Origin of the sequence: Enterococcus sp. SB12, assembly GCF_030910025.2 — a bacterium.
Taxonomy (GTDB): domain Bacteria; phylum Bacillota; class Bacilli; order Lactobacillales; family Enterococcaceae; genus Enterococcus_B; species Enterococcus_B faecium.
Map to the genome: position 1 here is coordinate 1148380 of NZ_CP175675.1, position 23603 is coordinate 1171982.

Below are 23603 nucleotides of genomic sequence, written 5' to 3' on the forward strand. Positions count from 1 at the left end.
GATGTCGTCTAAAGGAACGAAAACTAAAATCATTCTGAATCTGCTTTTGCTGATTGTGATTTTTGCAATTATTTATTATTTAATCAATCAATCATTTGCAGATATCTTTGCCGAATTGCTGTCTACCAGTGTTGTTGTTTTGGCAGCCGCTGTTATATTAGGGACAGTTTACCAAATCGCTGAAGGGCGCTCAATCAAAGAAATTGCTGAACCTTTCGCGCCGAATTTTACAACGAAAGATGGGTTCTTGACCTCTAGCTATATTGCGTTTTACCGAATCGTTTCATTTGGTACAGGAACGCTGATCTCGGAGATTTATTTTTATAACAAAAAAGGAATGAAGCTATCCCAGGGAGCAGGGGTGACAGCACTCCATATGATTATGTACAAACTGGCAGTGATCACTTATGCATTAGCTGGCTTGGTCATCCAATTCTCTCTTTTTTATTCTAATGGTCCGTCAATGATCTGGTTTATCATCGCTGGTATCCTTTTGACGATCGTGATTGTTGCCTTATTATTGGCGATGTCCGTCAGCTTGAATGTCCAAATATTTTTTGTCAGCTTATCGAATAAGTTATTTAAGAGTGAGCGTTTGCGAAAATGGGTGGATACATGCAATCAGCAGATCTACTCTTTAAGGGAAACGGTCCAAACCATTATCCAAGACAGGACTGCGCTATTGCGGATTTATCTATGGAATATGTTAAAACTTGTATTTTGGTATGTACTTCCCTATTTGATTCTGATTGAAAACCATCCTAAAATAGATTTTCTACTGACCATTTCGTTTATCAGCTTTGCAGTAGTGCTTTCAGGGGTTATTCCTACGCCTGCTGGTATTGGTTCCTTTGAATTTGTCTATTTGTTATTATTCAGACCAGTTGTTGGAACAGTTGACGCAGTTTCTTCGCTTTTACTGTATCGTTTCAGTTCCTTTATCTTGCCATTTCTCTATGGATTTGTGTATGTGATTGCTGAACGGCGAAGAGTGATCAAAGAAGAAATAATAGAAGTAAAAAAAGAGAATAAAGAAAATCAAGGGTAGGTCTTTTATAAGATCTACCCTTTTTTAATAAAAGAAAAACATTAGGAAGCTATGTCACTTGAACATGTAAAACATTTTTTCTTGAAGCAACTCTACCAATGCATTTATTCTTGACTGTCTTTTTTTAAAAGAACCATTAAGGTGCTTAATAGAACAACAAATAAAGCAGAAAAAAATACTCCCTGATAACCATCAATTGAAAAAGTACTTTTACCAAACAATTGGAATACGATACCAAAAAAAGTGATCATGAAGCTTTGACCTAGATTTCTGCAAAGGGTGATGAAACCAGATACCGTACTGATTTTTTTTCTGTAGCTAAAGCTTGTGCAGACAAGACACTTGTAGTAACCGTTGTGCCAGTACCAAATCCTGAAAAAGAGGCTAAGATAAGGAAAACGAAATAAGGAGTCATTTGCGGTAGAAATCCTAAAATAAGAAAAACTAAACCATTCACCCCCATACAAAAGGTTAATAAACGTTTCGTTCCAAAATGTTTTCCTAATGGCACAGCAATCATCGATCCAGTAATAAAAAAGATAGAGGAAGGTAAAAGCGCTAAACCACCAGGGCTAGGTGATAAAGAAAGTTGCGTCTGCATCCATAACGGAAGATATACCTGAAACCCCATCATTGCTCCATTCATGAGAAAAGTAACGAGGTTGAACAAAAGAAAGTCAGATGATCTCAATGTTTCGACAGGTAAGACTGGTTCCTTTACTTTATTTTCATAGAAAGCAAAATGAAAGAAACAAGGATGCCAAAAAGGAAGACGCCACCACCAAGTATAAAATGATCTGGTATTATCTGGATACCAACTAGTAAAAGAAATAAAACTGTAATCAGAAAGAGATATTGTCCCAGTTCTTGATAAGAAAAAGAGACAGACGGACGTTTTTCTTCATCATAGAATAAAAGTAAGATCAAAATCGTTATTAAGCCAACAGGAATGTTTATAAAAAACACCCAGTGCCAACTAAAGTTTTCGACCAATAGCCCACCTAAAAGAGGAGCAGCTAACGAAGCAATCCCCCATGCTGAATTATTCAATCCCATTATTCTTCCACGAGATTCATAATCAAATAAATTACCAATCAGAGAGAAAGTAATGGGCACGATTCCTCCCGCACCTATTCCTTGAACCATCCTAAAAAATACCAGAATAAAAAATGATTGGGAAATACCGCAAAGAAAAGTACCTGTCATAAACAAGAGCAATCCAATTATAAAAATCGGTTTCTTTCCATACTGATCCGCCAGACGGCTGAATACAGGTGTTGACAATGCACTGGAAAATAAGTAACTAGAAAACAGTAAGGCAATCGGAATTTCACGACCAAAACTATTAGCAATAGCATTAGCAGCTGTGATGACGATCGTGGTTTCGAATGCAGTCATAAATGTAGCAAGATAGATTGCTATTAATATCCATCTTTTTTTGTTTGACTCATCTTTTTTCCTCCTAAAAATCTTTTTGAGCATCCTACAAATTGACAAGTTCAATTATTTGTTTTAGAATATGCTTGCGCACGCAATTATATGCCTTGCGAGAATAGTTTGTCAACTAAAAGGAGGAGAAGAATGGAAAACAAAGGCGAAAGCAATTTGAAGTGGTTAGCCAAATTGACCCGAACTTATCAAAAAGAATTAGACCAAGCACTAGCTCCGCTCAAATTAAATTCAACGAATTATTACTTTATTGTGAAAATCCATGATTATCACCAATTGAAACAAGAAGAATTAATCAAATTGACCGGATTGGATGGAAGCAATGTCACCAGAACAATACAGAAGTTGACGAAGATGGGGTTAGTGACAAAAGAAAAAAGTACACAAGATCGCAGAAGTTTTCTTTTAGAATTAACAAAAAAAGGACAAGAACTTCACGCTCAAGTAGTAGAATCTGTAGAAAATGCTCAGAAGAAATTTCTATCAAAATTGACAGCTGATGAGCAAGGAACATTTGAGTATCTGTTAGGAAAATTGGCACAAGAAGAATAGAAGGGCGATCCTCATGAAAAACACATCAAACGTACTAAAGGGACTAGAAGAAATTCCCACTAATTATGAATTAGTCAATGAATTAATAGAACAAAGAAACAAAAAGAAAGTCATCATCATCCGTTATCAAAACCAAGGAATCTATCTTTATAATGGACCAAGAATCATTGAAGTCATGGAAGATAATCATTTAGTCAGTTTTAAGAATCTGTCCGAAACACCCGAAGGAAAATTGTTATCAATCGAACAGGCCAAATCTTTAGCTGAAAAGATATTTCATAAGCTCGTTCCAACTTATGCGAAAGGGTTGACATTTATGCGCATAGAACAGCAAAAACGTAGCTTTATGGACGAAAACAGCGTTGAACAAACATTTCCTGTTCAATGGATCAAATTTGCTCATCGAAATGGAAGCTACAACTGGGTCACACTAGGAGCCAAAGGAAAGCTCATTGAGATGGAAATCGACTCAAGATGGGATTATTTTCACGGACGCCGACAAACGGAAATGTGGGACAATGACGATTGGGTATTAGCTCGAGAAGGAAAAGGGCCTCAGCTTCCAAGTCCGAATGCATTAGCCTAACAAGGAGGGACAGAAATGAACACGAACGAACTATATGATGAATTTGATCTTGAACTTTTAGGAAATCTCAGAAATCGGCTGCAGAGACTAGAAGACACAGACTATATGACTGCCTACTATAAAGGATATAGTGCGAGTGGGATGACACTTGACGAAATAAAAGAAGAAATAGACGAATTGTCTCACGCAATTCGAGAATTAGAAGATCGTATGGAAGAAACACAGTGGTAAAAAAATAGTTATGAAAAGCAAATATTTAACATAAATAATCAATGAAAAAAGATCCAAACAGCTGAAATGTTATTATTTTATTGAAAAAGAACGCTTGCCAAATAGATATAATGGATAAGATAATTTTACGTTTGTTTGGCCCTTTTTTTATATACATACAATCAATTTTGTTTTTTTAAGATTTATATAAGACGAGAAAAAAAGTCAAAAAAATATGTGTATATTTTGACCAAAATTGACTAAAGCGATATAATAGTTTTTGTAAAGATCAAAGAAATAAGTGATCTTACCTTTAATTAGGAGGGTATACCTGTATGAATATTGAGAAAATGACTACGACGCTTCAAGAAGCGATTGCTGAAGCTCAACAGATTGCGGTCACTCGAAAACACCAAGATATCGACATTGCCCATGTATGGAAAATCTTTTTACAACCTAATCATTTTGGTCGAAATTTCTATACGGATGCCGGACTGGATGTCGAATCTTTTGAACATGAAATTGATCGTCTACTGGATGAGTATCCAGTTGTTTCTGGTGGAAACGTCCAATATGGACAAAACCTCAGCCAGAATTTCTTTCGATTATTGAATGAAGCAGACCAAATACGTGAAAGCTTCGGCGACGAGTTTCTTTCAACGGAAGTCGTTATTTTAGCGTTGATGAAATTAAAAAATTATCCGTTAACTGTTTATTTGAATAAAAACGGATTATCTGAAAAAGAATTACGTAAAAACATCGAAGAGATGAGAGGAGGAGAAAGAGTGACCTCACCAAACCAAGAAGAACAATACAAAGCATTAGAAAAATACGGCGTCGATTTAGTAAAGCAAGTCAAAAGCGGAAAAATGGATCCAATCATCGGTCGTGATGAAGAAATCCGTGATGTCATCCGTATTCTTTCACGAAAAACAAAAAATAATCCTGTTCTGATAGGAGAACCCGGTGTAGGGAAAACGGCAATCGTTGAAGGGCTTGCTCAACGTATCGTACGCAAAGATGTGCCTGAAAATTTAAAAGATAAAACGATTTTTTCATTAGATATGGGTGCATTGATCGCTGGAGCAAAATTCCGTGGTGAATTTGAAGAAAGACTAAAAGCAGTCTTGAAAGAAGTCAAAAAAAGTGATGGACGTATCCTCTTGTTCATCGATGAAATCCACAATATCGTAGGGGCAGGAAAAACAGAAGGAAGTATGGATGCCGGAAATCTGTTGAAACCAATGCTTGCTCGCGGTGAATTACATTTGATCGGTGCCACAACTTTAGATGAGTACCGTCAATATATGGAAAAAGACAAAGCGTTGGAACGTCGCTTTCAAAAGGTATTAGTCAAAGAACCAACAGTGGAAGATACGATCAGTATTCTGCGTGGATTAAAAGAACGTTTTGAGATCCACCATGGTGTTAACATCCATGACAACGCATTAGTAGCAGCAGCTACTTTATCTGACCGTTATATTACTGATCGGTTCTTACCGGACAAAGCAATCGATTTGATCGATGAAGCCAGTGCAACGATTCGGGTAGAAATGAACTCTATGCCAACGGAATTAGATCAAGTTACTAGACGTTTGATGCAGTTGGAAATCGAAGAAGCTGCACTGAAAAAAGAATCAGATGATGCAAGTAAAAAACGCTTGAAAAATTTGCAAGAAGAATTAGCTGAACTTCGTGAAGAAGCAAATGCGATGAAGATGCAGTGGGAAACAGAAAAAGAAGAAGTCAATTCTGTTTCAGCAAAACGTGCTGAAATCGATAAAGCAAAACACGAATTAGAAGATGCAGAAAATAACTATGATTTAGAACGCGCTGCTGTATTGCGTCATGGTACGATACCTCAATTAGAAAAAGAATTGAAGGAATTAGAAGCTAAAGCAAAAGACAGCGAGATTAAGATGGTTCAAGAGTCCGTTACCGAAAATGAGATTGCTCAAGTCGTTGGCAGATTAACGGGTATCCCCGTAACGAAACTTGTAGAAGGTGAACGAGAAAAACTGATTAAATTGAATGAAACACTTCATAAACGAGTGATTGGTCAAGATGAAGCAGTTGATGCGGTCAGTGACGCGGTGATTCGTTCACGTGCTGGATTGCAAGACCCAAATCGTCCTCTAGGTTCTTTCCTTTTCCTAGGACCAACTGGTGTCGGAAAAACCGAATTAGCGAAAGCGTTAGCTGAGAACTTGTTTGACTCAGAAGATCATATGGTACGGATCGATATGAGTGAATATATGGAAAAACATGCTGTGTCTCGTCTAGTCGGAGCTCCTCCAGGCTATGTAGGTTACGAAGAAGGTGGTCAATTAACGGAAGCTGTCAGACGAAATCCTTATACAATCGTCTTGTTGGATGAAATCGAAAAAGCGCATCCCGATGTCTTCAATATCTTGTTACAAGTCCTAGATGACGGACGCTTGACTGATTCAAAAGGGCGAGTAGTAGATTTCAAAAATACGGTTCTGATCATGACCAGCAATATCGGTTCACAGTTACTGCTGGAAGGCGTGACTGCTGATGGAACGATTCCAGAAGCAGTGGCTGAACAAGTCAACACGCTATTACGTGGAAACTTCAAACCAGAATTCTTGAACCGAATCGACGACACGATTTTATTTACACCATTGAGCCTAGACAACGTGAAAGGTATCGTTGACAAAATGGTGGCACAATTGGCGCAACGTCTGGAACATCAAGAAATCCTGTTGACGATCAGTGATGAAGCCAAAACGTGGATCGCTGAAAATGCTTATGAACCAGCATATGGTGCAAGACCACTGAAACGATTTATCACTAAGGAAGTAGAAACACCACTAGCTAAAGAAATCGTTGCAGGGCATGTTATGCCTAAATCAAAAGTAACGATTACTTTACTTGATGGACAACTTCATTTCAAAACAGAAGAACTAGAAGAAATCGTCTAATCTTCAAATTGAGACTATGAAAGAAAGGCTCTTTGTCAAATGATGTTGGTAAAGAGAAATCTTAGAATAATTGGAGATCAAGTGGATCAGTTCCTCTTGATCTTTTTTAGTTGAAAATCAATGCGTTGCCATGACGAATCATGATGCGCAATTTGAAATTATAAAAGCTACGAAAGCCATATGCATTTCGTTTTAACACTTTGATATGGTTGTTCAGACATTCAAGTGGGCCATTTGAATAACTTTGTTGTAAAGCATTTTTGATTTGTGGCAGAAATTTCTGGAACGTTCTCAAGGTCGTCTGATAGCCTTCGGGAAGCATGATATTATTGGTAAGTAGTTCTTCAAACGATACGTAGTCTCGTTCCTTTACAGCGTAAAGAAAGTCTTGATATAACTGATAGCCTACACGCAAAGCAGGGCTCCCTTTCAGTAAGCGATCCACAATATCGGTCTCTGTTAAATGAGCTTTGAAGCCAGGTCGCCAAAGGCGTCGAGTATAATCAAGCTTGCGTTCATCTTTTTGAAGAAGTTTCCAGTATCTTTTTAATTGCTTACCTAATTGATAGTGTTTTTGTTCTTTGCTTTTTAATAGTTGGTTCGTTTCTTTGATTCGATGATTGCGAAAGGTACGACCAATATGTTGGACGATGTGAAACCGGTCAATAATCAGCTGTGCTTTTGGAAACAGCTTTTTAACGAGCGATACATAAGGAGCGTACATATCAATCACGATCCATTCGACCGCTTCACGAATTTCTCGTGAAAAATGACTAAAATAACGTTTTAAAAAGGCAGTTGTCGGTTCTCGACAATGTCCAATAAGCGCTGTGTTTGTCCATCCATCATGATGAAACTCATAGCACCTGAAACACCCCGAACTGATTTGAATTCATCAAAACAAAGTACCTTAGGTAACGGTGTCCGAAAAGGATTCAACGGACGATAAAATCGCTTCATAATACGGTAAACAGAAGAGACCGATAGATTTTTCTGAGCGGCGATCTCTGTCATTGAGGTATTTTTTTCAGACGAGTCACGACAGACCAGCGGACTTTCTCACTGATGAAACAATGTTTTTTCGCAACAGAAGTATCTGCGACAAAGGTCCGCTGACAAGCTTTGCATTTGAAGCGTTGCTTTTTCAATTCGAGGTAGGTACGGTATTCAGAAACATCGTTCATTAACAACCGGACGGTTGTTGTACCCCAACGCACAATATCTGAAGCAATCTGGTGTTTACAGTGGATGCATTCTTGGGCTGTATAAATCAAGTTTCCACGATAAATATGACAGATTTGCCCTTTGTATTTTTCTTTTGTGAGACAATTTTCGTTAAAAGTAACTGATAAGTCTAGAATATCTAATGTTTCTTTGATAAGGTGAGTGTAAGACATCTTGATTCCTCCTTTTGGGTTGGTTCGCCAAATTAATTCTAAAGGATTTCAAGGTGTCTTTTCTATATGTTTTGGAAAATAAAAAAGATGCTGGTGTCATCCACCAACATCAAAAAGTATAGAGCCGAAAGAAAAAGGGGGTGTGACATAACTAGTGTCACACCCCCTTTTTCCGAATAAATTCCAGAAGTAGCTTCTTCGAAAAATAAGTCGAAATTCCTTGAAGCTGCCCGCTTCTGCCACAATCTCTTTTATTAAATATTTTTTACTTTTTCTAATTTATAACTTTCAAAATAACGCTCATCTTTATTACTTTGAGACCAAGCAAACAATCCCATCAAGGCAGCACCTATCGTATTTGTCAGCAAGTCGCCCATCGTATCCATCAATGCTGCTCGTCCGACAAACAGTGTGCCGTCAGAAGCAGCAAAGCGTTGAAGATTCATGCCTAAGAATTGGTCACATAAGAATTCCCAGAACTCCCAAAACACGCCGCAAAGTCCAGCAAACGCAAAGCCGAATAAGAGGAACAACCAAGGACTGGTTTTTGATATCTCAGCATCTTTCATCAAGTAACCAATCAATCCATAGCCAAGAGCTGTCAGGACCATTGGACTCACAGCGTGTAAAATTTTGTCCCAAAAAGAGATGATACTGATCAAATGCATCCCTGTGCCTAAAAAGACAGAGATGAACAAGAAAAACCAGTAAAACAAAACGATTGCTGCTGGTATTTTAAGTTTGAAAACTTTCAAAATGACTTGTGGCATGAAAATCAATGCAATCCCTAATAAAGATTCCACGATAAATGTGATTCCTTGAGAAGTCGAATATTTTTGTGTGATAAATTCATAAAAATTATAGCAGACAACGAATATGCCAAAAGCAAGTAAAGCTATTTGCACCTTTTTGATTTCTTTAATCACTGAATGTCCCTCCATCTAAAAATCTTTTTACTTCTGAAAGCAACTCAGTTTCTGAAGAAACCACTTTTCCGTTCAATTTGATCAGACCTATTGTATATAAGTTCAGGTAGTGAAATTGATTTTCAGCTGTTTCTTGTAGTGCAGCGATTTTTTTCGGGTGGGTTCCGCCTTGCTGTCGAGTATCAGTATATAAGCCGATCACTGGGATGCCTTTCGCATAAGCCACACCGATTTCCGATGCTACCCCGGCATCGATCGTCAGCCCATCTAGTAAAGCAATCATTAAATCACTAGCCAACACTTTTTCTGTGTCAGCAAGAGCAATCATTCGACTGTCTGCATAAGCAGTTTTGTCATTGATTGCTTCATTTTCTTGAGGAAGATAGAGCGAAAGCTCAGAAGAAAGCTCTCTGATTTCTTTAACTAACTGTTGGTTGTATAACAAATCACTTTTAGCAAACATTGGTGCGGCAAAATAAAGTTTCATCTAAACATCATCCTTCTTATCAAAAATAATCGCTAAAGTAAGCTTCCATGTTTGGAATGATACGCTCTAGTGACTTCAGTGTTTCTTCATCTGTTTCTAACCGTTCGATTCTTGCCAAATAAGAAGCACGTCGATAATTCATCATCAAGCAAGTCAATGTTTGGATATTCAATCGAACAGGGTTTCCTATAGGTTCATTCAAGACACGGACTTTTCCCTGTTCATCCCATGTTAAAGCAAAGACGCCATTATTCCAAGGAGCGACAGGATCTTCAATGATGAAATGAAAAGCATCAGTTGTTCCAACAAACGGAAACCGTTGAAGGAATTCTTTTACATCAACGATCCGAGCCATAAAATATGGTTCGATCTGCTCTTTGATCTGACTATCTTCAATCAAAAATGCTAAAGGCTCATTTTTATAAATATCTCCATGTACCCAGTAGATCATGGAAAAATGTGCGGAAATAAAGTTCCATAAGCCATTTCGAGCTTCTTGATCAAGATAGAACATTTCTTTTACGTGAAATATTTCTTCAGCTACCCAGTAGAATAGAACACCTCTTGGTTCATGGTTGCTATCGTAGTAGACAGCGGCTGTGCGCTCATCTTCATTTTCGAAACGCCAATACTCTTCCCAATGAAAATCACTGCGGAATAAAGCACCATGGTTTTGTTGGGCAAATTTGTCATAAACGGAAAATACGTCTGGATTATCAACTGGTAATCGCTCAACCATACCACTTACTGGGATTTGTTTAGGTAGCTGTGTATCTCTGATTTTAAAGGAAAGTTTATCAGACATGATTTCCCATCCTTTACGCCGATAGTAGGGGATACTGTAAGGATACAAATAAGAGATCCATTGCTTATTCTTGCGCATATTATCCAATGCAACGATAATTAGATCTTGCATCAATCCATGGTTAGCATATTCTGGATAAGTTCCAACTCCAGTCACACCACCCATTTTATAACGTGCACCGTGAATATTGACTTCACAAGGATAGATAGCGATTTGAGAGATCAGTTTATTTTCGTGGAACCATCCGAACACTTTCGATACTTCCAAAATCGGTTTTTTGGAACGGATAAAAGCTCGTTTATTCTCAAACCCGCTTTCCTCGATATCTGCTTCAGTCACTTGGAACACATAGGAAAGCAATTCATTGAATTGATCGATATGTTCTTGAGTGACCGGTTTTAATTCAAGATTTTCTCTAAAATCTTTTTGATCCATTTTTTCATCTCCATTTATTAGCTTGATAACAGTATAGCAAAATTCTACAAAAAAAACTTCTATAGCTGACTAATTAAAAACTCTTTAAATTACTGCTTTTCGTTGGTATAATGGAAAGTGCTGATTATATGAAAAGAGGAGACGCTATGGATATAAAGAAAATGAAAGAACGCCAAGAGCAGATTCGTAATTTTTCGATCATCGCTCATATCGACCATGGGAAATCTACATTGGCCGATCGTATTTTAGAAATGACGCACACTGTGACGTCTCGCGAAATGCAAGATCAGCTGTTAGACTCGATGGATTTGGAACGTGAACGTGGAATCACGATTAAATTAAATGCTGTAGAACTCAATTACACAGCGAAAAATGGAGAAACATATATCTTTCACTTGATTGACACCCCAGGGCACGTCGACTTCACCTATGAAGTCTCTCGAAGCCTTGCTGCCTGTGAGGGTGCCGTTTTAGTGGTCGATGCAGCACAAGGAATCGAAGCCCAAACATTGGCCAATGTTTATTTAGCCTTAGACAATGATTTGGAGATCCTGCCAGTCATCAATAAAATCGACCTACCCGCAGCAGATCCCGAACGTGTCCGTCAAGAAATCGAAGACGTAATCGGAATTGATGCTAGTGAAGCTGTATTAGCTAGTGCCAAATCAGGGATTGGGATTGAAGATATTCTCGAGCAGATCGTGGAATATGTTCCTGCACCAAGTGGAGACTTAGATGCACCGCTAAAAGCTTTGATCTTTGACTCTATTTATGATAGTTACCGCGGTGTTGTTCTAAATGTCCGAATCACGGACGGTATGGTCAAACCCGGAGACAAAATCAAACTGATGAGTAATGGAAAAACATTTGATGTTACAGAGGTCGGGGTCTTCTCGCCAAAAGCAGTTGCTAGAGACTTTTTGATGGTCGGTGATGTCGGTTATATCACAGCAAGTATCAAAACTGTCCAAGATACACGAGTAGGGGATACAGTAACGTTAGCAGACAATCCTGCCGCTGAAGCTTTACCAGGTTACCGAAAAATGAATCCGATGGTTTATTGTGGTCTTTATCCAATTGATACTTCTCGTTACAACGATTTGCGGGAAGCTTTAGAAAAACTGCAATTGAATGATGCTGCTTTACAATTCGAACCAGAAACCTCTCAAGCATTAGGTTTTGGGTTCCGCTGTGGATTCCTCGGACTTCTTCATATGGATGTCGTCCAAGAACGCTTGGAACGGGAATTCGATCTAGAATTGATCACGACTGCACCATCCGTTATTTACCATGTTAATAAAACGGATGGTACGACTGCTACAGTAGATAACCCGGCAGATTTTCCTGAACCTGTAACGATCCAGGATGTAGAAGAACCATTCGTCAAAGCACAGATCATGGTCCCAAATGATTTTGTCGGTGCAGTAATGGAACTTTCTCAACGAAAACGGGGAGAATTCATTACGATGGATTATTTAGATGATTACCGAGTAAATGTCGTCTATAATATTCCGCTTTCTGAAATTGTCTTTGACTTTTTCGACAAATTGAAATCAAGCACGAAAGGCTATGCCTCATTGGATTATGAAATGTCTGGTTATCAAAAAAGCAAGTTAGTGAAGATGGATATCTTGCTGAATGGAGAAAAAGTCGATGCATTAAGCTTTATCGTTCACCGAGACTTTGCCTATGAACGTGGAAAAGCAATCGTTGAAAAACTGAAAAAACTAATCCCACGCCAACAATTTGAGGTGCCAATCCAAGCAGCTATTGGACAAAAAATCGTTGCCCGTTCAGACATCAAAGCCTTGCGTAAAAACGTCTTGGCTAAATGTTATGGTGGAGATGTTTCTCGTAAACGTAAACTCTTAGAGAAACAAAAAGAAGGGAAGAAGCGGATGAAACAAATCGGCTCAGTCGAAGTTCCGCAAGAAGCCTTCATGGCCGTTCTGAAAATGGATGAGGACGAACCGAAGAAATAGCAAGGTTTGTTTGAAAACAGTGTAAAAAATAACCCATGTTTACATGGATTTGCCACCGGTTTGCCACCGGTGGTTTTTTTCGGTGGCAAAACTTACGAATTCTTTCTCAGATTCTCCATGATATCGACCGTTTCATTTCTCATCTTATCTGTCACATGCGAGTAAGTATCCATCGTAATTGAAATTCTGCTGTGGCCCAATCGTTCAGAGATTTCTTTCATTTTTGCGCCATTTTCGAGAAGAAGTGTAGCATGAGTATGTCTGAGAGAATGGAAGTTAAAAGAGAGGGAGAGTGCATTCGATATCCTTCTTGTGTTCCATTTCACCACACTTGGCGTAACTAGCTCACCGTCTTCCTTCGTACATACTGCATTTGAATCAATGTAGAGCTTTCCATACTTCATTCGATTTTCTAATTGTTGTTTCTTATGTTTTTTCAGAATTGTTAGCAAGGTTTGTCCAATAAAAATCGTTCGATTGGAACTGCTTGTCTTTGGTGTACCATATACCCATGCGCCACCATTCTTTACCATTTGTTTCTCTACAGTAATTGTTCCATTTGAAAAATCGACATTATCCCACGTCAGACCACAAACTTCGCCAACGCGCATTCCCGTATAAAATCCAATATTCAAAGGAATATAGAAAGGATGGCCTTCAGGAGTGATTTCTAGCATATGATCAAAGTCCTCAAGAGAAATGATTTTTAGATCTTTTTTAGTCGTTGGTCGTTCTTCGTATTTTGGTATCTTTACATACAGCATAGGATTTTGCTTGATTAACCCCCAAGGATAAACCGCCATATTCAGGGCATTCTTAAGGACAGAGTGAGTAATAGTCATTGTTTTCTTCGAGTAACCCTTTTTAAATTCATCATTGATGAAATTTTGCAAAAGAGCAGGGGAGAGATCCGTAAGTTTTTTCTTTCCTAAATAACCATCTATATGATTTTTGATGGTAAATCGGTAGTTTTCATAGGTATTGTATTTTAGATTTAGTTTAACGTATTCCTCCATCCAAAAATCAAGGTATTGTTTTACTCGAGTATCCGTACCTAAAAAGTATTGTCCTGTTTCGTCAATATCTGATAAAACTTTTCGTAAAGCAGCTTCGGCCTCTGGTCGGGTGTCTCCACCAACTTTCTCCACTTTTTTTCTTGAGCCATCATCATTGATATCTTCAAAATAATAATACCAACGTTTTCCACGTTTTCTCACACCGCCACGCATAAAATCAGTCCTTTCATATTGCTATGTCATTAGTACGATAGTTAAATTCTTTTGGTACATATAGAAAGGGAATAGATGTAAAATCCGTATTTTCAATAGAAGTATACGAACTTATGTTCTTTTACGTTTAAAAAGAAAAGCCCGAAGGCTGTTCTTTTGATCTATTAGTTTAAAGAAATATCAACTGTTTCATCATTCCAAATAGATGTAGCATATTGAAGCTTTAACTTGGCATTTGTATCAGCTTGGCCAACCAAATCACCAGTAACTGAAGCACCATCATCCAAATCGCCACTATTTAATTGGTTAATATTATCTAATGTAGTGATTTCATCCATATCAGTGGCATTACCATCTGCATTTAGCTTGAAGTCATAAGGGTTATAGGACTGCTTTTTACCAGAATTATTAGTAATTGTAATGTTTGCGATAACATATTGTTTTCCATCATCAGGAGTATCGAACTCACTACCGCTACTGTATTGCACATTATTAACTTTAATTTCATAGCCCTCATAGCTCACAGTATCTCCAACAGCAAAGTCCTGATTCAAAGGATCACTAGAACTCTGTGTATCTTTCTCAGCAGAATCGTTGCTACTTACTTTTTCTGTTTTAGCAGAAGTAGTTTCTTTTTTATCATCGCCACCGCCTAGCGCACCACCAACGATGAACACAACGATTACCACTAGAATCCAAAACCAAACTCTCTTATAGAATGGTTTTTTCTCTTTCATAACATATGTTTTACCATCTTCTCCTGTAACCTTTTTCTTTGCCATTATTTCTCCTCCAAAAAAATATTATTACTCCCACTTAAGGCAGGCAGTGATAGTCGCCTCCAAATCAAAGAACTATACCGTTCACGCTTTCCCCACAAAGCAAAAGCACAATTCATGATTAACTAAATTAAGAATCTATAAGCCGAAACTGGAAGACCATATAAACGAGATAAATCTTCAATTTTTCTCGGATACATTTGTGTGTCTTCTTTATATAAGTCGGCTATAAGATTAGCAGCAAAGCAATTAGCTTCACTTTCAGACTTGCTTCTAGAATTTCTTGTAGAGACGTAATAACTTGATAATCCTTTGTGGAAAATGGCATGACCAAGCTCATGGGCGCAAATATAAAATCTTTCCTCAGAATCCTTTAATTCGTCATTCAAAAGAATGACAGCACGACCTAAAATCTCTTGGAATTGACCTTTAGGATCATCAATAAAAGGAACATATTCAATTTGAATATCCATTTTTTCACAAATATAAAATGGATTAGCGGATTGATACTTCCGCTTTAGGTTCTCAACTAAATTGATAACATCCAATTCCATACCCAATCACTTCTCTTTGTCCTTGTCTTCTTTTTTGAATTTCCAAAACATGCCTGCTAAAACATCTCTGACTCTTTGAAGCTGTTCGGGTGTTAACGTTTCGCCTCCATAAGCCATGTTAGCATTTGATTCAAGTAGTTTATCAAGTTCAATTATATCTTCTTTAGTCGCCCATTCTGGAGTTTTATGATTACTTAATAGATAGTCAGTACTAACGTTAAATAGATGAGCTAATTTAGTTAGTGCTTCTGAATTAGGTTCTGCACGACCTACTTCCCAACTTCCTATAGTTTGTTGGGACACGCTCATTTTTTTTGCTAGTTCTGCTTGGGTCCAGCCATGTTGCTTTCTTAACTCTTTGATTCGATCTTTTAACACAGCAAGTCCTCCTTTTAATAAAATTATATACTACAAAGCGTAGTCGGTACAACGAAATTCAGTTAATACAAAAAAAAGTAGTAATAATAGTTGACTTACTAAATTTTGTAGTATATTATAACTACATAAGGTAGTAAAAGAGAGGTGGAAATGTATGGAAAACAAAATGGGACAAATAAGATCTAGAAAAGGGATCTCTCAATCTCAACTAGCGTCTTTATTAAAAGTATCCCAAAAAACAATCAGTTCTTGGGAGGTAGGACGTACCTTGCCTAAGCCTTCCCAGATGCAACATCTAGAAGATATTTTTCATGTTCCTAAAGAAAAAATTTTTTTTATGGCTTTTAACTACAAAAATGAGTTAAAAACAAGGGAGACTTCCAAATGAAATTTTTAATAATAGCAATATGGATATTTGGAATACTTTGTATTCAGTCAATGCGTAAATTAGCACCTAGGAATAGTTGGTACCCTTTCTACGCATTGCTAGTTTTATTAATAATTACTAGTTATCTATTATCCGTCTAATATCGTACAAAAGTGTTTCTTTCATGTACAAGCTAAGGAGATGATTTTAATGACACGACAAGAAAAAATAAACATCGTACTTGATGCTAGACCTAGACTAGTCCACATAATCAAATGTGCAAATGATGATCAACTCGATCGTCTAGTTGAAGAAGTTCAAAAAGAGCTTGAACGTGAACTAGATGAAGCAGCTTTCGTTTGATTCTTTAGATTAATAGTATAAAAAAATTGCTCGTATTGATATACGGGCGAATAAGAATATGAGGTGTTTAAACTGTTAAAAAAGTCAAGTGTTATTCGAGAATCGTTAGTCGAAGTAATTAATAAGAGTGGTGAGACCAAAAAGGAAATAGCAAGACAAATCAACGTCTCTCAACAGTCATTAAGCGATTGGACAACATTGCTTAATACGAAGCCCGTGACGTTGGAAAATGCTCAGGCGTTAACGGATCATTTTAGAGATTCTGATTTTACGCTTCAAGTGATCCATGAATTTTTCGGTTTATTCAAATCAATTGATGGAGACGTTTATAGAAGAGATCCATCTTCACTTGATAAGTTGCAAATGATTGAATCAGATGAGCGGAAACAGAAGAAGCAAGAAGTAGAAAAAATTCTTCTTAAACAAGTAAATTACTTAACTGTTGATGATCGTCAACAAATCATTGCATATGCTTATGAATTTTTAGACGAGATTATGGTGGAAGTGACATTAATAAGTGCGTTGTGCGAAATACTTGGAATCGATATTCGCAAGCTTAGTGAGGAACGGCTATCGTACTGGGTGGTACAAGGATATATGAAAGGATGATGGAAATGGAAACATTGGAAAATATTTTTCCAAAAAAAGTTGTCTTGAAGCGCAACAGTAAGAGAAACGTCGAAAAACTAACTTACTCAGTTACTGAAGCGGCATTAGCTATAACAACAAATCCACAAAACGTAAAAGCTTTGATCGATATGGGGTACTTGGGTTGCTTAAAGATTGGAGAGATACGGATACCCAAAGCTGAAGTTAACCGTTTTTTAAACAATTATATGAACCGAGATTTGGCTAGTGAAATTGCTAAATATAGAGAGGAGAGAAAGAAATGAAAACTGTATTTAAAATGACTGTCAAGAGCGCTTTGCTTATGAGTCTAGTAGCAATCCTACTGGCAAGTATTAATCCAGCATATGCACTTATTTATTGGGGAACCTTAGTAGCGATTACTGCTGTAAGAGAAAGTTTCAAAATGCCAACACAAAAAAGACCGACCAGCGACGGCAATCGCTAATCGGCAACATATCAAAATAACTTAACTGTATTTTAGCACGAAAGGAAGGCTAAAACAATGAATGATTTTGGACAAGCATTAGATCAGTATTTAACTACTCCTGAATGGGGCACGCCACATAAAGAGGAGGAAGACGATGAGTAAATCTACCTTAGAAATGAGCCGTCAAGAATGGCTTGAAGACCGTCAAAAAGGTATTGGCGGCTCTGATGTTGGAACGATTTTAGGATTGAACAAATGGAAATCACCTTATCAATTATGGCTTGAAAAAACAGGGCAAGTCGTACTTGAAGAAATAGCAAGCGAGCCAGCTTATTGGGGCAATATCTTAGAAGAAGTAGTTGCTAAAGAGTTTCAAGAACGTACAGGTAAAAAGGTTCGCAGAAGAAACCAAGTCTTTGAACATCCGCTGCATCCGTTTCTAAGAGCGAACATTGATCGTGATGTTGTTGGAGAAAATGCCATTCTGGAATGCAAAACAGCCAATCAATTTCTCGGTAAAGAGTGGGAAGGTGAAGAAGTACCACTCAGTTATCTCTGCCAAGTTCAACATTACATGAACGTTCTAAACAAAGACTATTGTTACATCGCTGTCTTAATCGGTGGTCAAAAATTTATCTGGAAGCGGATTGAACGAGATCAAGAGTTGATCGATAAAATCACTGAACAATTAGTAGAGTTTTGGGAAACGAATGTTCTTGGAGGCATCGAGCCAGTTATTGACGGTAGTCAAGCGACAGCTGATTTCTTGAAAGAAAAGTATGCAGATGTTGAAGACGTTCAAACGGCGTTGCCAATTCGTTTTGATGAACTAGTTGAACAGAAAAACGAACTCAAACGGACTAAGAAAGAAATTGAATCAGCTATTCGACAGGTGGACAACGAGATCATCAGTGAATTAGGTAAACGTGAAGCTAGTATCGGGATCACTCAAAAAAACATCATCAGTTGGAAACTTGTCCGTACGAGACGTATGAACTCGAAGAAACTAGCAGAGAAATATCCAGATATCGCAAATGATGAAGAGATTTATAACGTTACTGAATCAAGAAGGCTAACCGAAAAGGAGATCAAATAATATGGCAACAAATGAATCGTTAAAAAACCAATTGGCAGAAAAGCCACAGAAACAAGTTGCACCAGGACAGTTAGGGCTTAAAGCTCTAATGAATACACCAACAATGAGAAAGAAATTTGAAGAAGTACTTCATGACAATGCTAATGCTTTTATGTCGAATGTTATGACTCTTGTATCTAATGACAGTTATCTTGCAGATAGTGAACCGATGTCTATCATGAGTGGTGCGTTAACTGCTGCAACATTAAATCTTGGGCTAGATAAGAATTTAGGTTATGCATATTTAGTTCCATTCAATAGTAAAAACAAGCAAACAGGAAAATGGGAAAAGAAAGCTCAATTTATGCTTGGCTATAAAGGATATATCCAATTAGCCCAACGATCAGGTAAATACAAAGCATTAAATGTGATTGAAGTTTACGAAGGAGAACTAAAAAGCTGGAACCGACTGACAGAAGAGTTCGAGTTTGATCCAAATGGTAGAACATCTGATGAAGTCATTGGATATGTTGGCTATTTTGAATTACTGAATGGATTCAAGAAAACTGTCTATTGGACCAAACAAGAAATTGAAGCTCATCGAATTGCTAACAATAAAGATCGAGATAAGACAAAGTTAAGTGGTGTGTGGGCATCTGATTACAATGCAATGGCACGAAAAACTGTTTTGAGAAATCTTCTTTCTAAATGGGGAATCTTATCCATTGAAATGCAAGAAGCTACCACATCGGATGAGAGAGTCCAAAGAGTTCAAGAAGATGGCAGCATTATTGCTGAAACAGAAGTTGAGGAAGATATTCCTGAAAGAAAAGAAGCAGAGGCTATTTCTGAAGAAAACGAAGATGTACAAACTGGATTATTTGATGCATCTAATCCGCCGTTAAACAAATAATGAGGGAGTTTTCTCCCTCAAATTACTAGAACGAAAGGAGGGACTCAATTGGATTACATCGGACAGCTTAATGCTTTTGACAATTGGCTTGAATATAACGAGCTTGGCGCTGGTCCCCAACTGCTTTGGTATAAGCTAATGGCTATAGCAAACAAAAGTGGATGGCAGAGCGAATTATCGATTGCCAATACAAGGCTACAAGCAATGACTAAAACGTCTGAAAAAACATTGATTAACAATCGTAATCAATTGATCCAAAACGGACTCCTTCAATATAAAAAGAGAGGTCGTACAAAAGCTGGAGTTTATATTCTTTCTGATCTAACTGGAAATTTTACAGTAAAAACTACAGTAGATAATACGGTAGAAAACTCCGCTACTGGAAATATTCCGGTAGATAGTAAAGTAAATCCGAAAGTAAATAGGGAAGTAAATCCTTCAGTAGATTCTACAGTAAATCCTTCAGCTTATATAAACAATACAAAACAAAACAAGACAAATAAAGAAGATGATATAGGTGTGTATGAGTTCATCCAAAAAAACTGGGGGAAAGCACCTACTGGACTTTTGCAAGGAGCATTAGGACCGATGATTAAAACTTGGGGAGCAGATATGATTCTCTTTGCTTTTAAATTAGCTTTCGAAAACAACGTTGAGATGCCAGGATTGAAAAAATATGTTGAAGCGATATTAAATTCATGGAGTAATCAAGGAATTAAGACAATGGAATCAGCGGAAAAAGCCCAAGAAGCTTTTAAAAACAAGAAAAAACAAAACTATCTTCCTAAACGTCAAAACAATGTACGGCGTGAAAAGTTGCCTGATTGGGTCAACAAACCTCAAGAAGAAAAGACGCTAGATCCTGATAAAAAAGCAGAATTAGAAGCCCGCTTTGCTGCTTATCAGGCTAAGAAGGAGGCGCTTCTTGAGAATGAATAAATATCGTAATCGAAAAACTATCCATCGAGGTATCAAGTTCGATTCTATCGCAGAAGCAGAGTACTACGATCTAGCCTTATGGCAAGCTGAAGCGAACGGCTGGAAAGTAAAACTTCAGGAACGATTTGAGCTGATGCCGAAATTTGAACTAGACGGAAAGAAGTATCGCAAGATCGAGTATATTCCCGACTTTACATTTTATAAAAACGGCAAGCTTGTCAAAGTCATAGATGTTAAAGGGATGCAGACAAAAGACTTTAAGATCAAGGCAAAATTGTTTTGTCATAAATATCAAGTGCCATTGATTTTAGCTAAAAAATATCGGAATACGTTCAAGGAAGAACGGTTTTAACGAGGTGGTCCATCATGACAACAGAAGAAGTGATTCAAATGCGTATTCGAAGCATTCAACGTGAAATTGACGAACTGGAGCGGACAAAGGCAGTAATGGTCAATGAAACGGCGAGGAAGGCAATCGATTTGCACATAGAGAATTTAAGAAGGAAAATTCGTAGATTGGAGGAATGATCGTGGATAAGAAAGCAGCAATGAAACGAATTGCTGAATTAACCAAGTCAGAATCTTGGCAAGAAGACAAAGAAATAGTTGCAGAAGTCCAAAGGATCGGCAAATCAATGTGGGCTGAAAAGTCCAAACGGAAAACGCCGAGAAAAATTGCAATCTGGCATGGTGATCGAATTCTAGTAACAGGTACTGCTGAACAGTTATCTGAAATTACAGGTCTGAGCAAAAACATTATTTGGGATAGAGCTAGGAGTTTATGGATTGATTCAAAAGGACGACAGTTTAGGTATATGGAGGAGAAAAAATGAACGAACTAATCACAAAAGTAGAGAAGTGGGCAAAAGATAAGGGATTAGATCAAGCTGATTCCAGCAAGCAAATGTTAAAAACGATCGAAGAGATTGGGGAAGTTTCCGCTTCTCTAGCTAGAAAAGATGAATATGGTTTAAGAGACGGAATTGGAGACGTAGTAGTAACCTTGATTATTTTAGCTATGCAAAATGATATGGATTTGTACGAGTGTCTGAACCAAGCATACAACGAAATCAAAGGACGCACAGGAAAAATGGTAGATGGTGTATTCGTGAAGTCGAGTGATTTAAAACAACTAGACGAACCGAAGAAGCTAATTGTTAAGCCAATTGTGGCAGGTTGGATCGAAAAATCTACGGACCCTTTTACAAAAGCTGAAAAAATAGCGTATTTAATCAAATCCAAAGATGGTGATTCATATTATTTCTGTGATTGGTTTGTACGAGATGGCATATTGACGCAAGAACAAGGAGAAGAATTATTCGCTTGGGCAACGAGACAATCATATGAAACACTATTGAGCCTATACAACGGCTACGAGGTCGAGAAAGAGCCAGTATGGGTAATAAAGAATGCCGTTGGAAACTATCTTACTATATGTTCTTTATGGGGAAAAGATGGAGTAAATTATAGTTTTGAATGCAATCCATCTCATCGATTGCTTTTCACTGATAAATCAATAGCAGATGCGGCCGCATTGTTGGTGAATGGAACAGTGGAAGAGGTGGTAGAAGGATGAGTGAATTGGTAATAATCATTTTAGTATCTACGTTAACATCTATTGTTATTTCTTTTTTCATGATGAAATTTTATAGAAGAATGATCAATAAATGGATGGATAAATTTTTTGAAGAGGAAGAAAAGTTGATTAAAAAATATTTATTAATAAAAAGTCAAGGTGACTCAGAATGAACAACAGACACCGCAGAGTAGCAAAACTAAGAAAACAAGAATTGAATGTGTTAAAGGTAAAGTTTGAAAAAGAATACGGAGTTTCTGCAGAAGAAACATATAAAGTGGAAAGTCAGTGTGTTGCTGATGCAAGTGATGCTATTCGTAAGTTTGGAATTTCGATATTAAGCGATGATCGTAAATGGGAGGAAACAGAATGAAGATTTATGTAGTAAAGTTTGGAAATCGATTTTACAGAAGTGATGAACGTTCTATAGGGGCTAACACATTATACATTGTAGACATACTCCAAAGTGCGAGATGGTTTGATAGCCTCGAAGAAGCTAACCAAGTTTCACGACGACTTGGTGGATTAACGCAAGTATATGAACTGGTCACTATCGATCATGAGGAGGTAGAGTAATGAAACTAAAAGACGGATTTTACGCTAGTAGTCATGGTATCGGCGGTTTGATGCTAGATATGCCGACAAAGAATCCTAAAAAACGTAAGAAACCAAAATTCAAAGTCGGTGACATGGTTCGCTGCGAAGCAGAGGAGTTCATCTATCCGTTTCGTGGATATGTAGAGCATCTCTATAATCACTCAGCGATCATTCGTATTGAAAACACGATGGAATGTGATAAGTGGTTAGCGAAAAGCAAAGAGAATTTAGCTGTAGCGAGATTGGTGGATATGGAGATTATAAAAACAGAATTATAAGTTATATAAGGAGAAATCAATATGAATGACAAATTTATCAATAAAAATGACTTAGACTCATTGTTAGTTGGATATGTGCCTAAACGCTATCTGACTCAAAAAGAAGCAGTTCATTACACGGGGACATCTGCAGGAACGATCAATGAGTGGGTAAAAAAAGGATTGAAAGTAATCATATTCGGTGAAAACAGCCGTCCAAAATATGACATCAAAGATATCGATGAGTTTATTGCTAAATATAAAGTATGAAGAATTATTGAAGTAGCTAATAGAGAATTCCTTATCAGCATAATATTGTTAATAAACATAAACAGCAAGCCATTATTAGCTCGCTGCTCGTGACAAATATGATTTGCCCCTGCCAAGGTAAGTCTATTATATCACAGGAGGCAGCTATGGAGTTAAAGGTAATTGGATTAAGCGACATTGAAAAAATGCAAGGAGAACATTGTTTAATCATTATTTCAAACGGTCAAATGAAAAGTGTCGAGCTTCCTTCGTTTGGAACAATAGTTATAGAATCCCATTGCAATAAAGTCAAGCAAGTTAAAGAAGAAGTGAAACAATTATTTTAAATATCGTCCTACCAGAAAACTGGCGGACACAAGTTGACAAGAACTTTCTTGTTGATTTGTGTCCGCTTTTTTGTTTGCGAAATTATTGAGGAGGCTATCTA

The 23603-nt window shown here is 37.4% G+C and carries 33 protein-coding genes and 2 pseudogenes; 25 read left to right on the forward strand and 10 right to left on the reverse strand.

The features are described 5' to 3' along the window. The first annotated feature begins 1 nt into the window (after position 1). The gene (locus RBL01_RS05540; protein WP_002319142.1) at positions 2-1048 is read left to right on the forward strand and encodes a YbhN family protein; all 1047 of its coding nucleotides are present in this window, start codon (positions 2-4) and stop codon (positions 1046-1048) included. Positions 1049-1310: 262 nt separating this feature from the next. Here the strand turns inward: RBL01_RS05540 and RBL01_RS05545 are convergent, their stop codons facing one another. Together RBL01_RS05545 and RBL01_RS05550 are read right to left on the reverse strand one after the other, a co-directional pair. Next, the gene (locus RBL01_RS05545; protein ID WP_353516258.1) at positions 1311-1682 is read right to left on the reverse strand and encodes an MFS transporter; all 372 of its coding nucleotides are present in this window, start codon (positions 1680-1682) and stop codon (positions 1311-1313) included. 83 nt (positions 1683-1765) lie between these two features. After that, positions 1766-2530, reverse strand: coding sequence for an MFS transporter (locus tag RBL01_RS05550; RefSeq protein WP_244829769.1), 765 nt, complete (start codon positions 2528-2530; stop codon positions 1766-1768). A gap of 99 nt (positions 2531-2629) precedes the next feature. On the opposite strand from RBL01_RS05550, the gene RBL01_RS05555 reads away from it, so the two are divergent. The 4 genes from RBL01_RS05555 (at position 2630) to clpB (ending at position 6790) form a co-directional block, all read left to right on the forward strand. Continuing rightward, complete coding sequence (locus RBL01_RS05555) at positions 2630-3049, forward strand: MarR family winged helix-turn-helix transcriptional regulator (RefSeq protein WP_002319145.1); 420 nt, start codon at positions 2630-2632, stop codon at positions 3047-3049. Positions 3050-3062: 13 nt separating this feature from the next. Further along, positions 3063-3635 carry a YcdB/YcdC domain-containing protein gene (locus RBL01_RS05560; protein WP_002325739.1) on the forward strand — a complete coding sequence of 191 codons (573 nt, stop codon included), beginning with the start codon at positions 3063-3065 and terminating at the stop codon, positions 3633-3635. Positions 3636-3650: 15 nt separating this feature from the next. After that, positions 3651-3866, forward strand: coding sequence for a hypothetical protein (locus tag RBL01_RS05565; RefSeq protein WP_002319148.1), 216 nt, complete (start codon positions 3651-3653; stop codon positions 3864-3866). A gap of 314 nt (positions 3867-4180) precedes the next feature. Further along, positions 4181-6790: an ATP-dependent chaperone ClpB gene (clpB, locus tag RBL01_RS05570; RefSeq protein WP_002319149.1), complete on the forward strand. Its 2610-nt coding sequence runs from the start codon at positions 4181-4183 to the stop codon at positions 6788-6790. Positions 6791-6896: 106 nt separating this feature from the next. Here clpB and RBL01_RS05575 read toward each other — a convergent pair. From RBL01_RS05575 to eis, 4 genes and pseudogenes are all read right to left on the reverse strand, one after another. Beyond that, positions 6897-8187 (reverse strand): annotated as a pseudogene (locus tag RBL01_RS05575) (ISL3 family transposase). 254 nt (positions 8188-8441) lie between these two features. Further along, positions 8442-9128, reverse strand: a complete 687-nt coding sequence (locus RBL01_RS05580; RefSeq protein ID WP_307780978.1) for a hypothetical protein — start codon at positions 9126-9128, stop codon at positions 8442-8444. Continuing rightward, the gene (locus tag RBL01_RS05585; RefSeq protein WP_038809436.1) at positions 9106-9600 is read right to left on the reverse strand and encodes a nucleoside 2-deoxyribosyltransferase; all 495 of its coding nucleotides are present in this window, start codon (positions 9598-9600) and stop codon (positions 9106-9108) included. Before RBL01_RS05585 ends, RBL01_RS05580 begins: the two co-directional genes overlap by 23 nt. Before the next feature lie 19 nt (positions 9601-9619). Then, positions 9620-10840, reverse strand: a complete 1221-nt coding sequence (gene eis / locus RBL01_RS05590) for an enhanced intracellular survival protein Eis (protein ID WP_002319152.1) — start codon at positions 10838-10840, stop codon at positions 9620-9622. A gap of 146 nt (positions 10841-10986) precedes the next feature. Between eis and lepA the strand changes: the two genes are divergently transcribed. Next, a complete protein-coding gene (gene lepA / locus RBL01_RS05595; RefSeq protein WP_010778082.1) occupies positions 10987-12822 on the forward strand; it encodes a translation elongation factor 4 in 1836 nt (611 codons plus the stop codon). A 92-nt stretch (positions 12823-12914) separates the two neighbouring features. Here the strand turns inward: lepA and RBL01_RS05600 are convergent, their stop codons facing one another. The 4 genes from RBL01_RS05600 to RBL01_RS05615 all read right to left on the reverse strand — a co-directional run bounded on the left by RBL01_RS05600 (position 12915) and on the right by RBL01_RS05615 (position 15762). Beyond that, positions 12915-14051 (reverse strand): site-specific integrase, encoded by a 1137-nt coding sequence (locus RBL01_RS05600; protein WP_307780979.1) that lies wholly within the window; start codon positions 14049-14051, stop codon positions 12915-12917. A 164-nt stretch (positions 14052-14215) separates the two neighbouring features. Then, the gene (locus tag RBL01_RS05605) at positions 14216-14833 is read right to left on the reverse strand and encodes a DUF4352 domain-containing protein (RefSeq protein WP_002319155.1); all 618 of its coding nucleotides are present in this window, start codon (positions 14831-14833) and stop codon (positions 14216-14218) included. Positions 14834-14955: 122 nt separating this feature from the next. Next, on the reverse strand, positions 14956-15384 hold the full coding sequence (locus tag RBL01_RS05610) for an ImmA/IrrE family metallo-endopeptidase (protein ID WP_064376066.1): 429 nt from the start codon (positions 15382-15384) through the stop codon (positions 14956-14958). A 6-nt stretch (positions 15385-15390) separates the two neighbouring features. After that, positions 15391-15762 carry a helix-turn-helix transcriptional regulator gene (locus RBL01_RS05615; protein WP_002301565.1) on the reverse strand — a complete coding sequence of 124 codons (372 nt, stop codon included), beginning with the start codon at positions 15760-15762 and terminating at the stop codon, positions 15391-15393. A gap of 154 nt (positions 15763-15916) precedes the next feature. Here RBL01_RS05615 and RBL01_RS05620 point away from each other — a divergent pair, with 154 nt between their 5' ends. From RBL01_RS05620 to RBL01_RS05710, 19 genes and pseudogenes are all read left to right on the forward strand, one after another. Then, on the forward strand, positions 15917-16150 hold the full coding sequence (locus tag RBL01_RS05620) for a helix-turn-helix transcriptional regulator (protein WP_072538599.1): 234 nt from the start codon (positions 15917-15919) through the stop codon (positions 16148-16150). Between the two features lie 189 nt (positions 16151-16339). Next, complete coding sequence (locus RBL01_RS05625) at positions 16340-16492, forward strand: hypothetical protein (protein ID WP_002301569.1); 153 nt, start codon at positions 16340-16342, stop codon at positions 16490-16492. Positions 16493-16555: 63 nt separating this feature from the next. Continuing rightward, positions 16556-17101 carry a hypothetical protein gene (locus tag RBL01_RS05630; RefSeq protein ID WP_002319161.1) on the forward strand — a complete coding sequence of 182 codons (546 nt, stop codon included), beginning with the start codon at positions 16556-16558 and terminating at the stop codon, positions 17099-17101. Beyond that, positions 17098-17385, forward strand: coding sequence for a hypothetical protein (locus tag RBL01_RS05635; protein ID WP_016627808.1), 288 nt, complete (start codon positions 17098-17100; stop codon positions 17383-17385). Before RBL01_RS05630 ends, RBL01_RS05635 begins: the two co-directional genes overlap by 4 nt. After that, entirely contained in the window at positions 17382-17567 is a 186-nt protein-coding gene (locus RBL01_RS05640) for a hypothetical protein (protein WP_307780980.1), read from the forward strand. The genes RBL01_RS05635 and RBL01_RS05640 overlap by 4 nt, the downstream gene beginning before the upstream one ends. Before the next feature lie 136 nt (positions 17568-17703). Further along, the gene (locus RBL01_RS05645; protein ID WP_307780981.1) at positions 17704-18645 is read left to right on the forward strand and encodes a lambda-exonuclease family protein; all 942 of its coding nucleotides are present in this window, start codon (positions 17704-17706) and stop codon (positions 18643-18645) included. A 1-nt stretch (position 18646) separates the two neighbouring features. Further along, a complete protein-coding gene (locus tag RBL01_RS05650) occupies positions 18647-19537 on the forward strand; it encodes a recombinase RecT (RefSeq protein ID WP_105459713.1) in 891 nt (296 codons plus the stop codon). Positions 19538-19585: 48 nt separating this feature from the next. Continuing rightward, positions 19586-20476: a DnaD domain protein gene (locus RBL01_RS05655; RefSeq protein WP_010728699.1), complete on the forward strand. Its 891-nt coding sequence runs from the start codon at positions 19586-19588 to the stop codon at positions 20474-20476. Continuing rightward, positions 20469-20828 carry a DUF1064 domain-containing protein gene (locus RBL01_RS05660; protein ID WP_010829626.1) on the forward strand — a complete coding sequence of 120 codons (360 nt, stop codon included), beginning with the start codon at positions 20469-20471 and terminating at the stop codon, positions 20826-20828. The genes RBL01_RS05655 and RBL01_RS05660 overlap by 8 nt, the downstream gene beginning before the upstream one ends. A 14-nt stretch (positions 20829-20842) precedes the next feature. After that, positions 20843-21004, forward strand: coding sequence for an antitoxin (locus RBL01_RS05665; protein ID WP_307780982.1), 162 nt, complete (start codon positions 20843-20845; stop codon positions 21002-21004). A gap of 2 nt (positions 21005-21006) precedes the next feature. Continuing rightward, on the forward strand, positions 21007-21309 hold the full coding sequence (locus RBL01_RS05670) for a hypothetical protein (RefSeq protein ID WP_064376077.1): 303 nt from the start codon (positions 21007-21009) through the stop codon (positions 21307-21309). Then, positions 21306-21614, forward strand: a pseudogene (locus tag RBL01_RS05675) (MazG-like family protein); the annotation flags it as partial. The gene RBL01_RS05670 and the pseudogene RBL01_RS05675, both read left to right, overlap by 4 nt. A gap of 30 nt (positions 21615-21644) precedes the next feature. After that, positions 21645-22052, forward strand: a complete 408-nt coding sequence (locus RBL01_RS05680) for a hypothetical protein (RefSeq protein WP_346772966.1) — start codon at positions 21645-21647, stop codon at positions 22050-22052. Then, positions 22049-22225, forward strand: coding sequence for a hypothetical protein (locus tag RBL01_RS05685; protein WP_157846117.1), 177 nt, complete (start codon positions 22049-22051; stop codon positions 22223-22225). The genes RBL01_RS05680 and RBL01_RS05685 overlap by 4 nt, the downstream gene beginning before the upstream one ends. After that, complete coding sequence (locus RBL01_RS05690; protein ID WP_249459437.1) at positions 22222-22425, forward strand: toxin PIN; 204 nt, start codon at positions 22222-22224, stop codon at positions 22423-22425. The genes RBL01_RS05685 and RBL01_RS05690 overlap by 4 nt, the downstream gene beginning before the upstream one ends. Further along, the gene (locus RBL01_RS05695; RefSeq protein ID WP_249459434.1) at positions 22422-22628 is read left to right on the forward strand and encodes a hypothetical protein; all 207 of its coding nucleotides are present in this window, start codon (positions 22422-22424) and stop codon (positions 22626-22628) included. The genes RBL01_RS05690 and RBL01_RS05695 overlap by 4 nt, the downstream gene beginning before the upstream one ends. Continuing rightward, positions 22628-22927: a hypothetical protein gene (locus tag RBL01_RS05700; protein WP_307780983.1), complete on the forward strand. Its 300-nt coding sequence runs from the start codon at positions 22628-22630 to the stop codon at positions 22925-22927. The genes RBL01_RS05695 and RBL01_RS05700 overlap by 1 nt, the downstream gene beginning before the upstream one ends. Positions 22928-22948: 21 nt before the next feature. Next, complete coding sequence (locus RBL01_RS05705) at positions 22949-23176, forward strand: helix-turn-helix transcriptional regulator (RefSeq protein ID WP_002314901.1); 228 nt, start codon at positions 22949-22951, stop codon at positions 23174-23176. Between the two features lie 146 nt (positions 23177-23322). Further along, positions 23323-23502 (forward strand): XtrA/YqaO family protein, encoded by a 180-nt coding sequence (locus RBL01_RS05710; protein ID WP_024636637.1) that lies wholly within the window; start codon positions 23323-23325, stop codon positions 23500-23502. The last annotated feature ends 101 nt before the right edge of the window (positions 23503-23603 follow it).

Bases quoted from the DNA above. Each gene is read 5' to 3' on its own strand.
- RBL01_RS05690 (WP_249459437.1), top strand. From the start codon at position 22,222: ATGAACAACAGACACCGCAGAGTAGCAAAACTAAGAAAACAAGAATTG.
- RBL01_RS05545 (WP_353516258.1), bottom strand. From the start codon at position 1,682: ATGATGGGGTTTCAGGTATATCTTCCGTTATGGATGCAGACGCAACTT.
- RBL01_RS05705 (WP_002314901.1), top strand. From the start codon at position 22,949: ATGAATGACAAATTTATCAATAAAAATGACTTAGACTCATTGTTAGTT.
- RBL01_RS05685 (WP_157846117.1), top strand. From the start codon at position 22,049: ATGAGTGAATTGGTAATAATCATTTTAGTATCTACGTTAACATCTATT.
- RBL01_RS05695 (WP_249459434.1), top strand. From the start codon at position 22,422: ATGAAGATTTATGTAGTAAAGTTTGGAAATCGATTTTACAGAAGTGAT.
- RBL01_RS05625 (WP_002301569.1), top strand. From the start codon at position 16,340: ATGACACGACAAGAAAAAATAAACATCGTACTTGATGCTAGACCTAGA.
- RBL01_RS05605 (WP_002319155.1), bottom strand. From the start codon at position 14,833: ATGGCAAAGAAAAAGGTTACAGGAGAAGATGGTAAAACATATGTTATG.
- RBL01_RS05610 (WP_064376066.1), bottom strand. From the start codon at position 15,384: ATGGAATTGGATGTTATCAATTTAGTTGAGAACCTAAAGCGGAAGTAT.
- RBL01_RS05650 (WP_105459713.1), top strand. From the start codon at position 18,647: ATGGCAACAAATGAATCGTTAAAAAACCAATTGGCAGAAAAGCCACAG.
- lepA (WP_010778082.1), top strand. From the start codon at position 10,987: ATGGATATAAAGAAAATGAAAGAACGCCAAGAGCAGATTCGTAATTTT.
- RBL01_RS05555 (WP_002319145.1), top strand. From the start codon at position 2,630: ATGGAAAACAAAGGCGAAAGCAATTTGAAGTGGTTAGCCAAATTGACC.
- RBL01_RS05700 (WP_307780983.1), top strand. From the start codon at position 22,628: ATGAAACTAAAAGACGGATTTTACGCTAGTAGTCATGGTATCGGCGGT.
- RBL01_RS05665 (WP_307780982.1), top strand. From the start codon at position 20,843: ATGACAACAGAAGAAGTGATTCAAATGCGTATTCGAAGCATTCAACGT.
- RBL01_RS05620 (WP_072538599.1), top strand. From the start codon at position 15,917: ATGGAAAACAAAATGGGACAAATAAGATCTAGAAAAGGGATCTCTCAA.
- RBL01_RS05550 (WP_244829769.1), bottom strand. From the start codon at position 2,530: ATGCTCAAAAAGATTTTTAGGAGGAAAAAAGATGAGTCAAACAAAAAA.
- RBL01_RS05585 (WP_038809436.1), bottom strand. From the start codon at position 9,600: ATGAAACTTTATTTTGCCGCACCAATGTTTGCTAAAAGTGATTTGTTA.
- RBL01_RS05600 (WP_307780979.1), bottom strand. From the start codon at position 14,051: ATGCGTGGCGGTGTGAGAAAACGTGGAAAACGTTGGTATTATTATTTT.
- RBL01_RS05635 (WP_016627808.1), top strand. From the start codon at position 17,098: ATGATGGAAATGGAAACATTGGAAAATATTTTTCCAAAAAAAGTTGTC.
- RBL01_RS05710 (WP_024636637.1), top strand. From the start codon at position 23,323: ATGGAGTTAAAGGTAATTGGATTAAGCGACATTGAAAAAATGCAAGGA.
- eis (WP_002319152.1), bottom strand. From the start codon at position 10,840: ATGGATCAAAAAGATTTTAGAGAAAATCTTGAATTAAAACCGGTCACT.
- RBL01_RS05565 (WP_002319148.1), top strand. From the start codon at position 3,651: ATGAACACGAACGAACTATATGATGAATTTGATCTTGAACTTTTAGGA.
- RBL01_RS05580 (WP_307780978.1), bottom strand. From the start codon at position 9,128: ATGGAGGGACATTCAGTGATTAAAGAAATCAAAAAGGTGCAAATAGCT.
- RBL01_RS05540 (WP_002319142.1), top strand. From the start codon at position 2: ATGTCGTCTAAAGGAACGAAAACTAAAATCATTCTGAATCTGCTTTTG.
- RBL01_RS05660 (WP_010829626.1), top strand. From the start codon at position 20,469: ATGAATAAATATCGTAATCGAAAAACTATCCATCGAGGTATCAAGTTC.
- RBL01_RS05640 (WP_307780980.1), top strand. From the start codon at position 17,382: ATGAAAACTGTATTTAAAATGACTGTCAAGAGCGCTTTGCTTATGAGT.
- RBL01_RS05645 (WP_307780981.1), top strand. From the start codon at position 17,704: ATGAGTAAATCTACCTTAGAAATGAGCCGTCAAGAATGGCTTGAAGAC.
- RBL01_RS05560 (WP_002325739.1), top strand. From the start codon at position 3,063: ATGAAAAACACATCAAACGTACTAAAGGGACTAGAAGAAATTCCCACT.
- clpB (WP_002319149.1), top strand. From the start codon at position 4,181: ATGAATATTGAGAAAATGACTACGACGCTTCAAGAAGCGATTGCTGAA.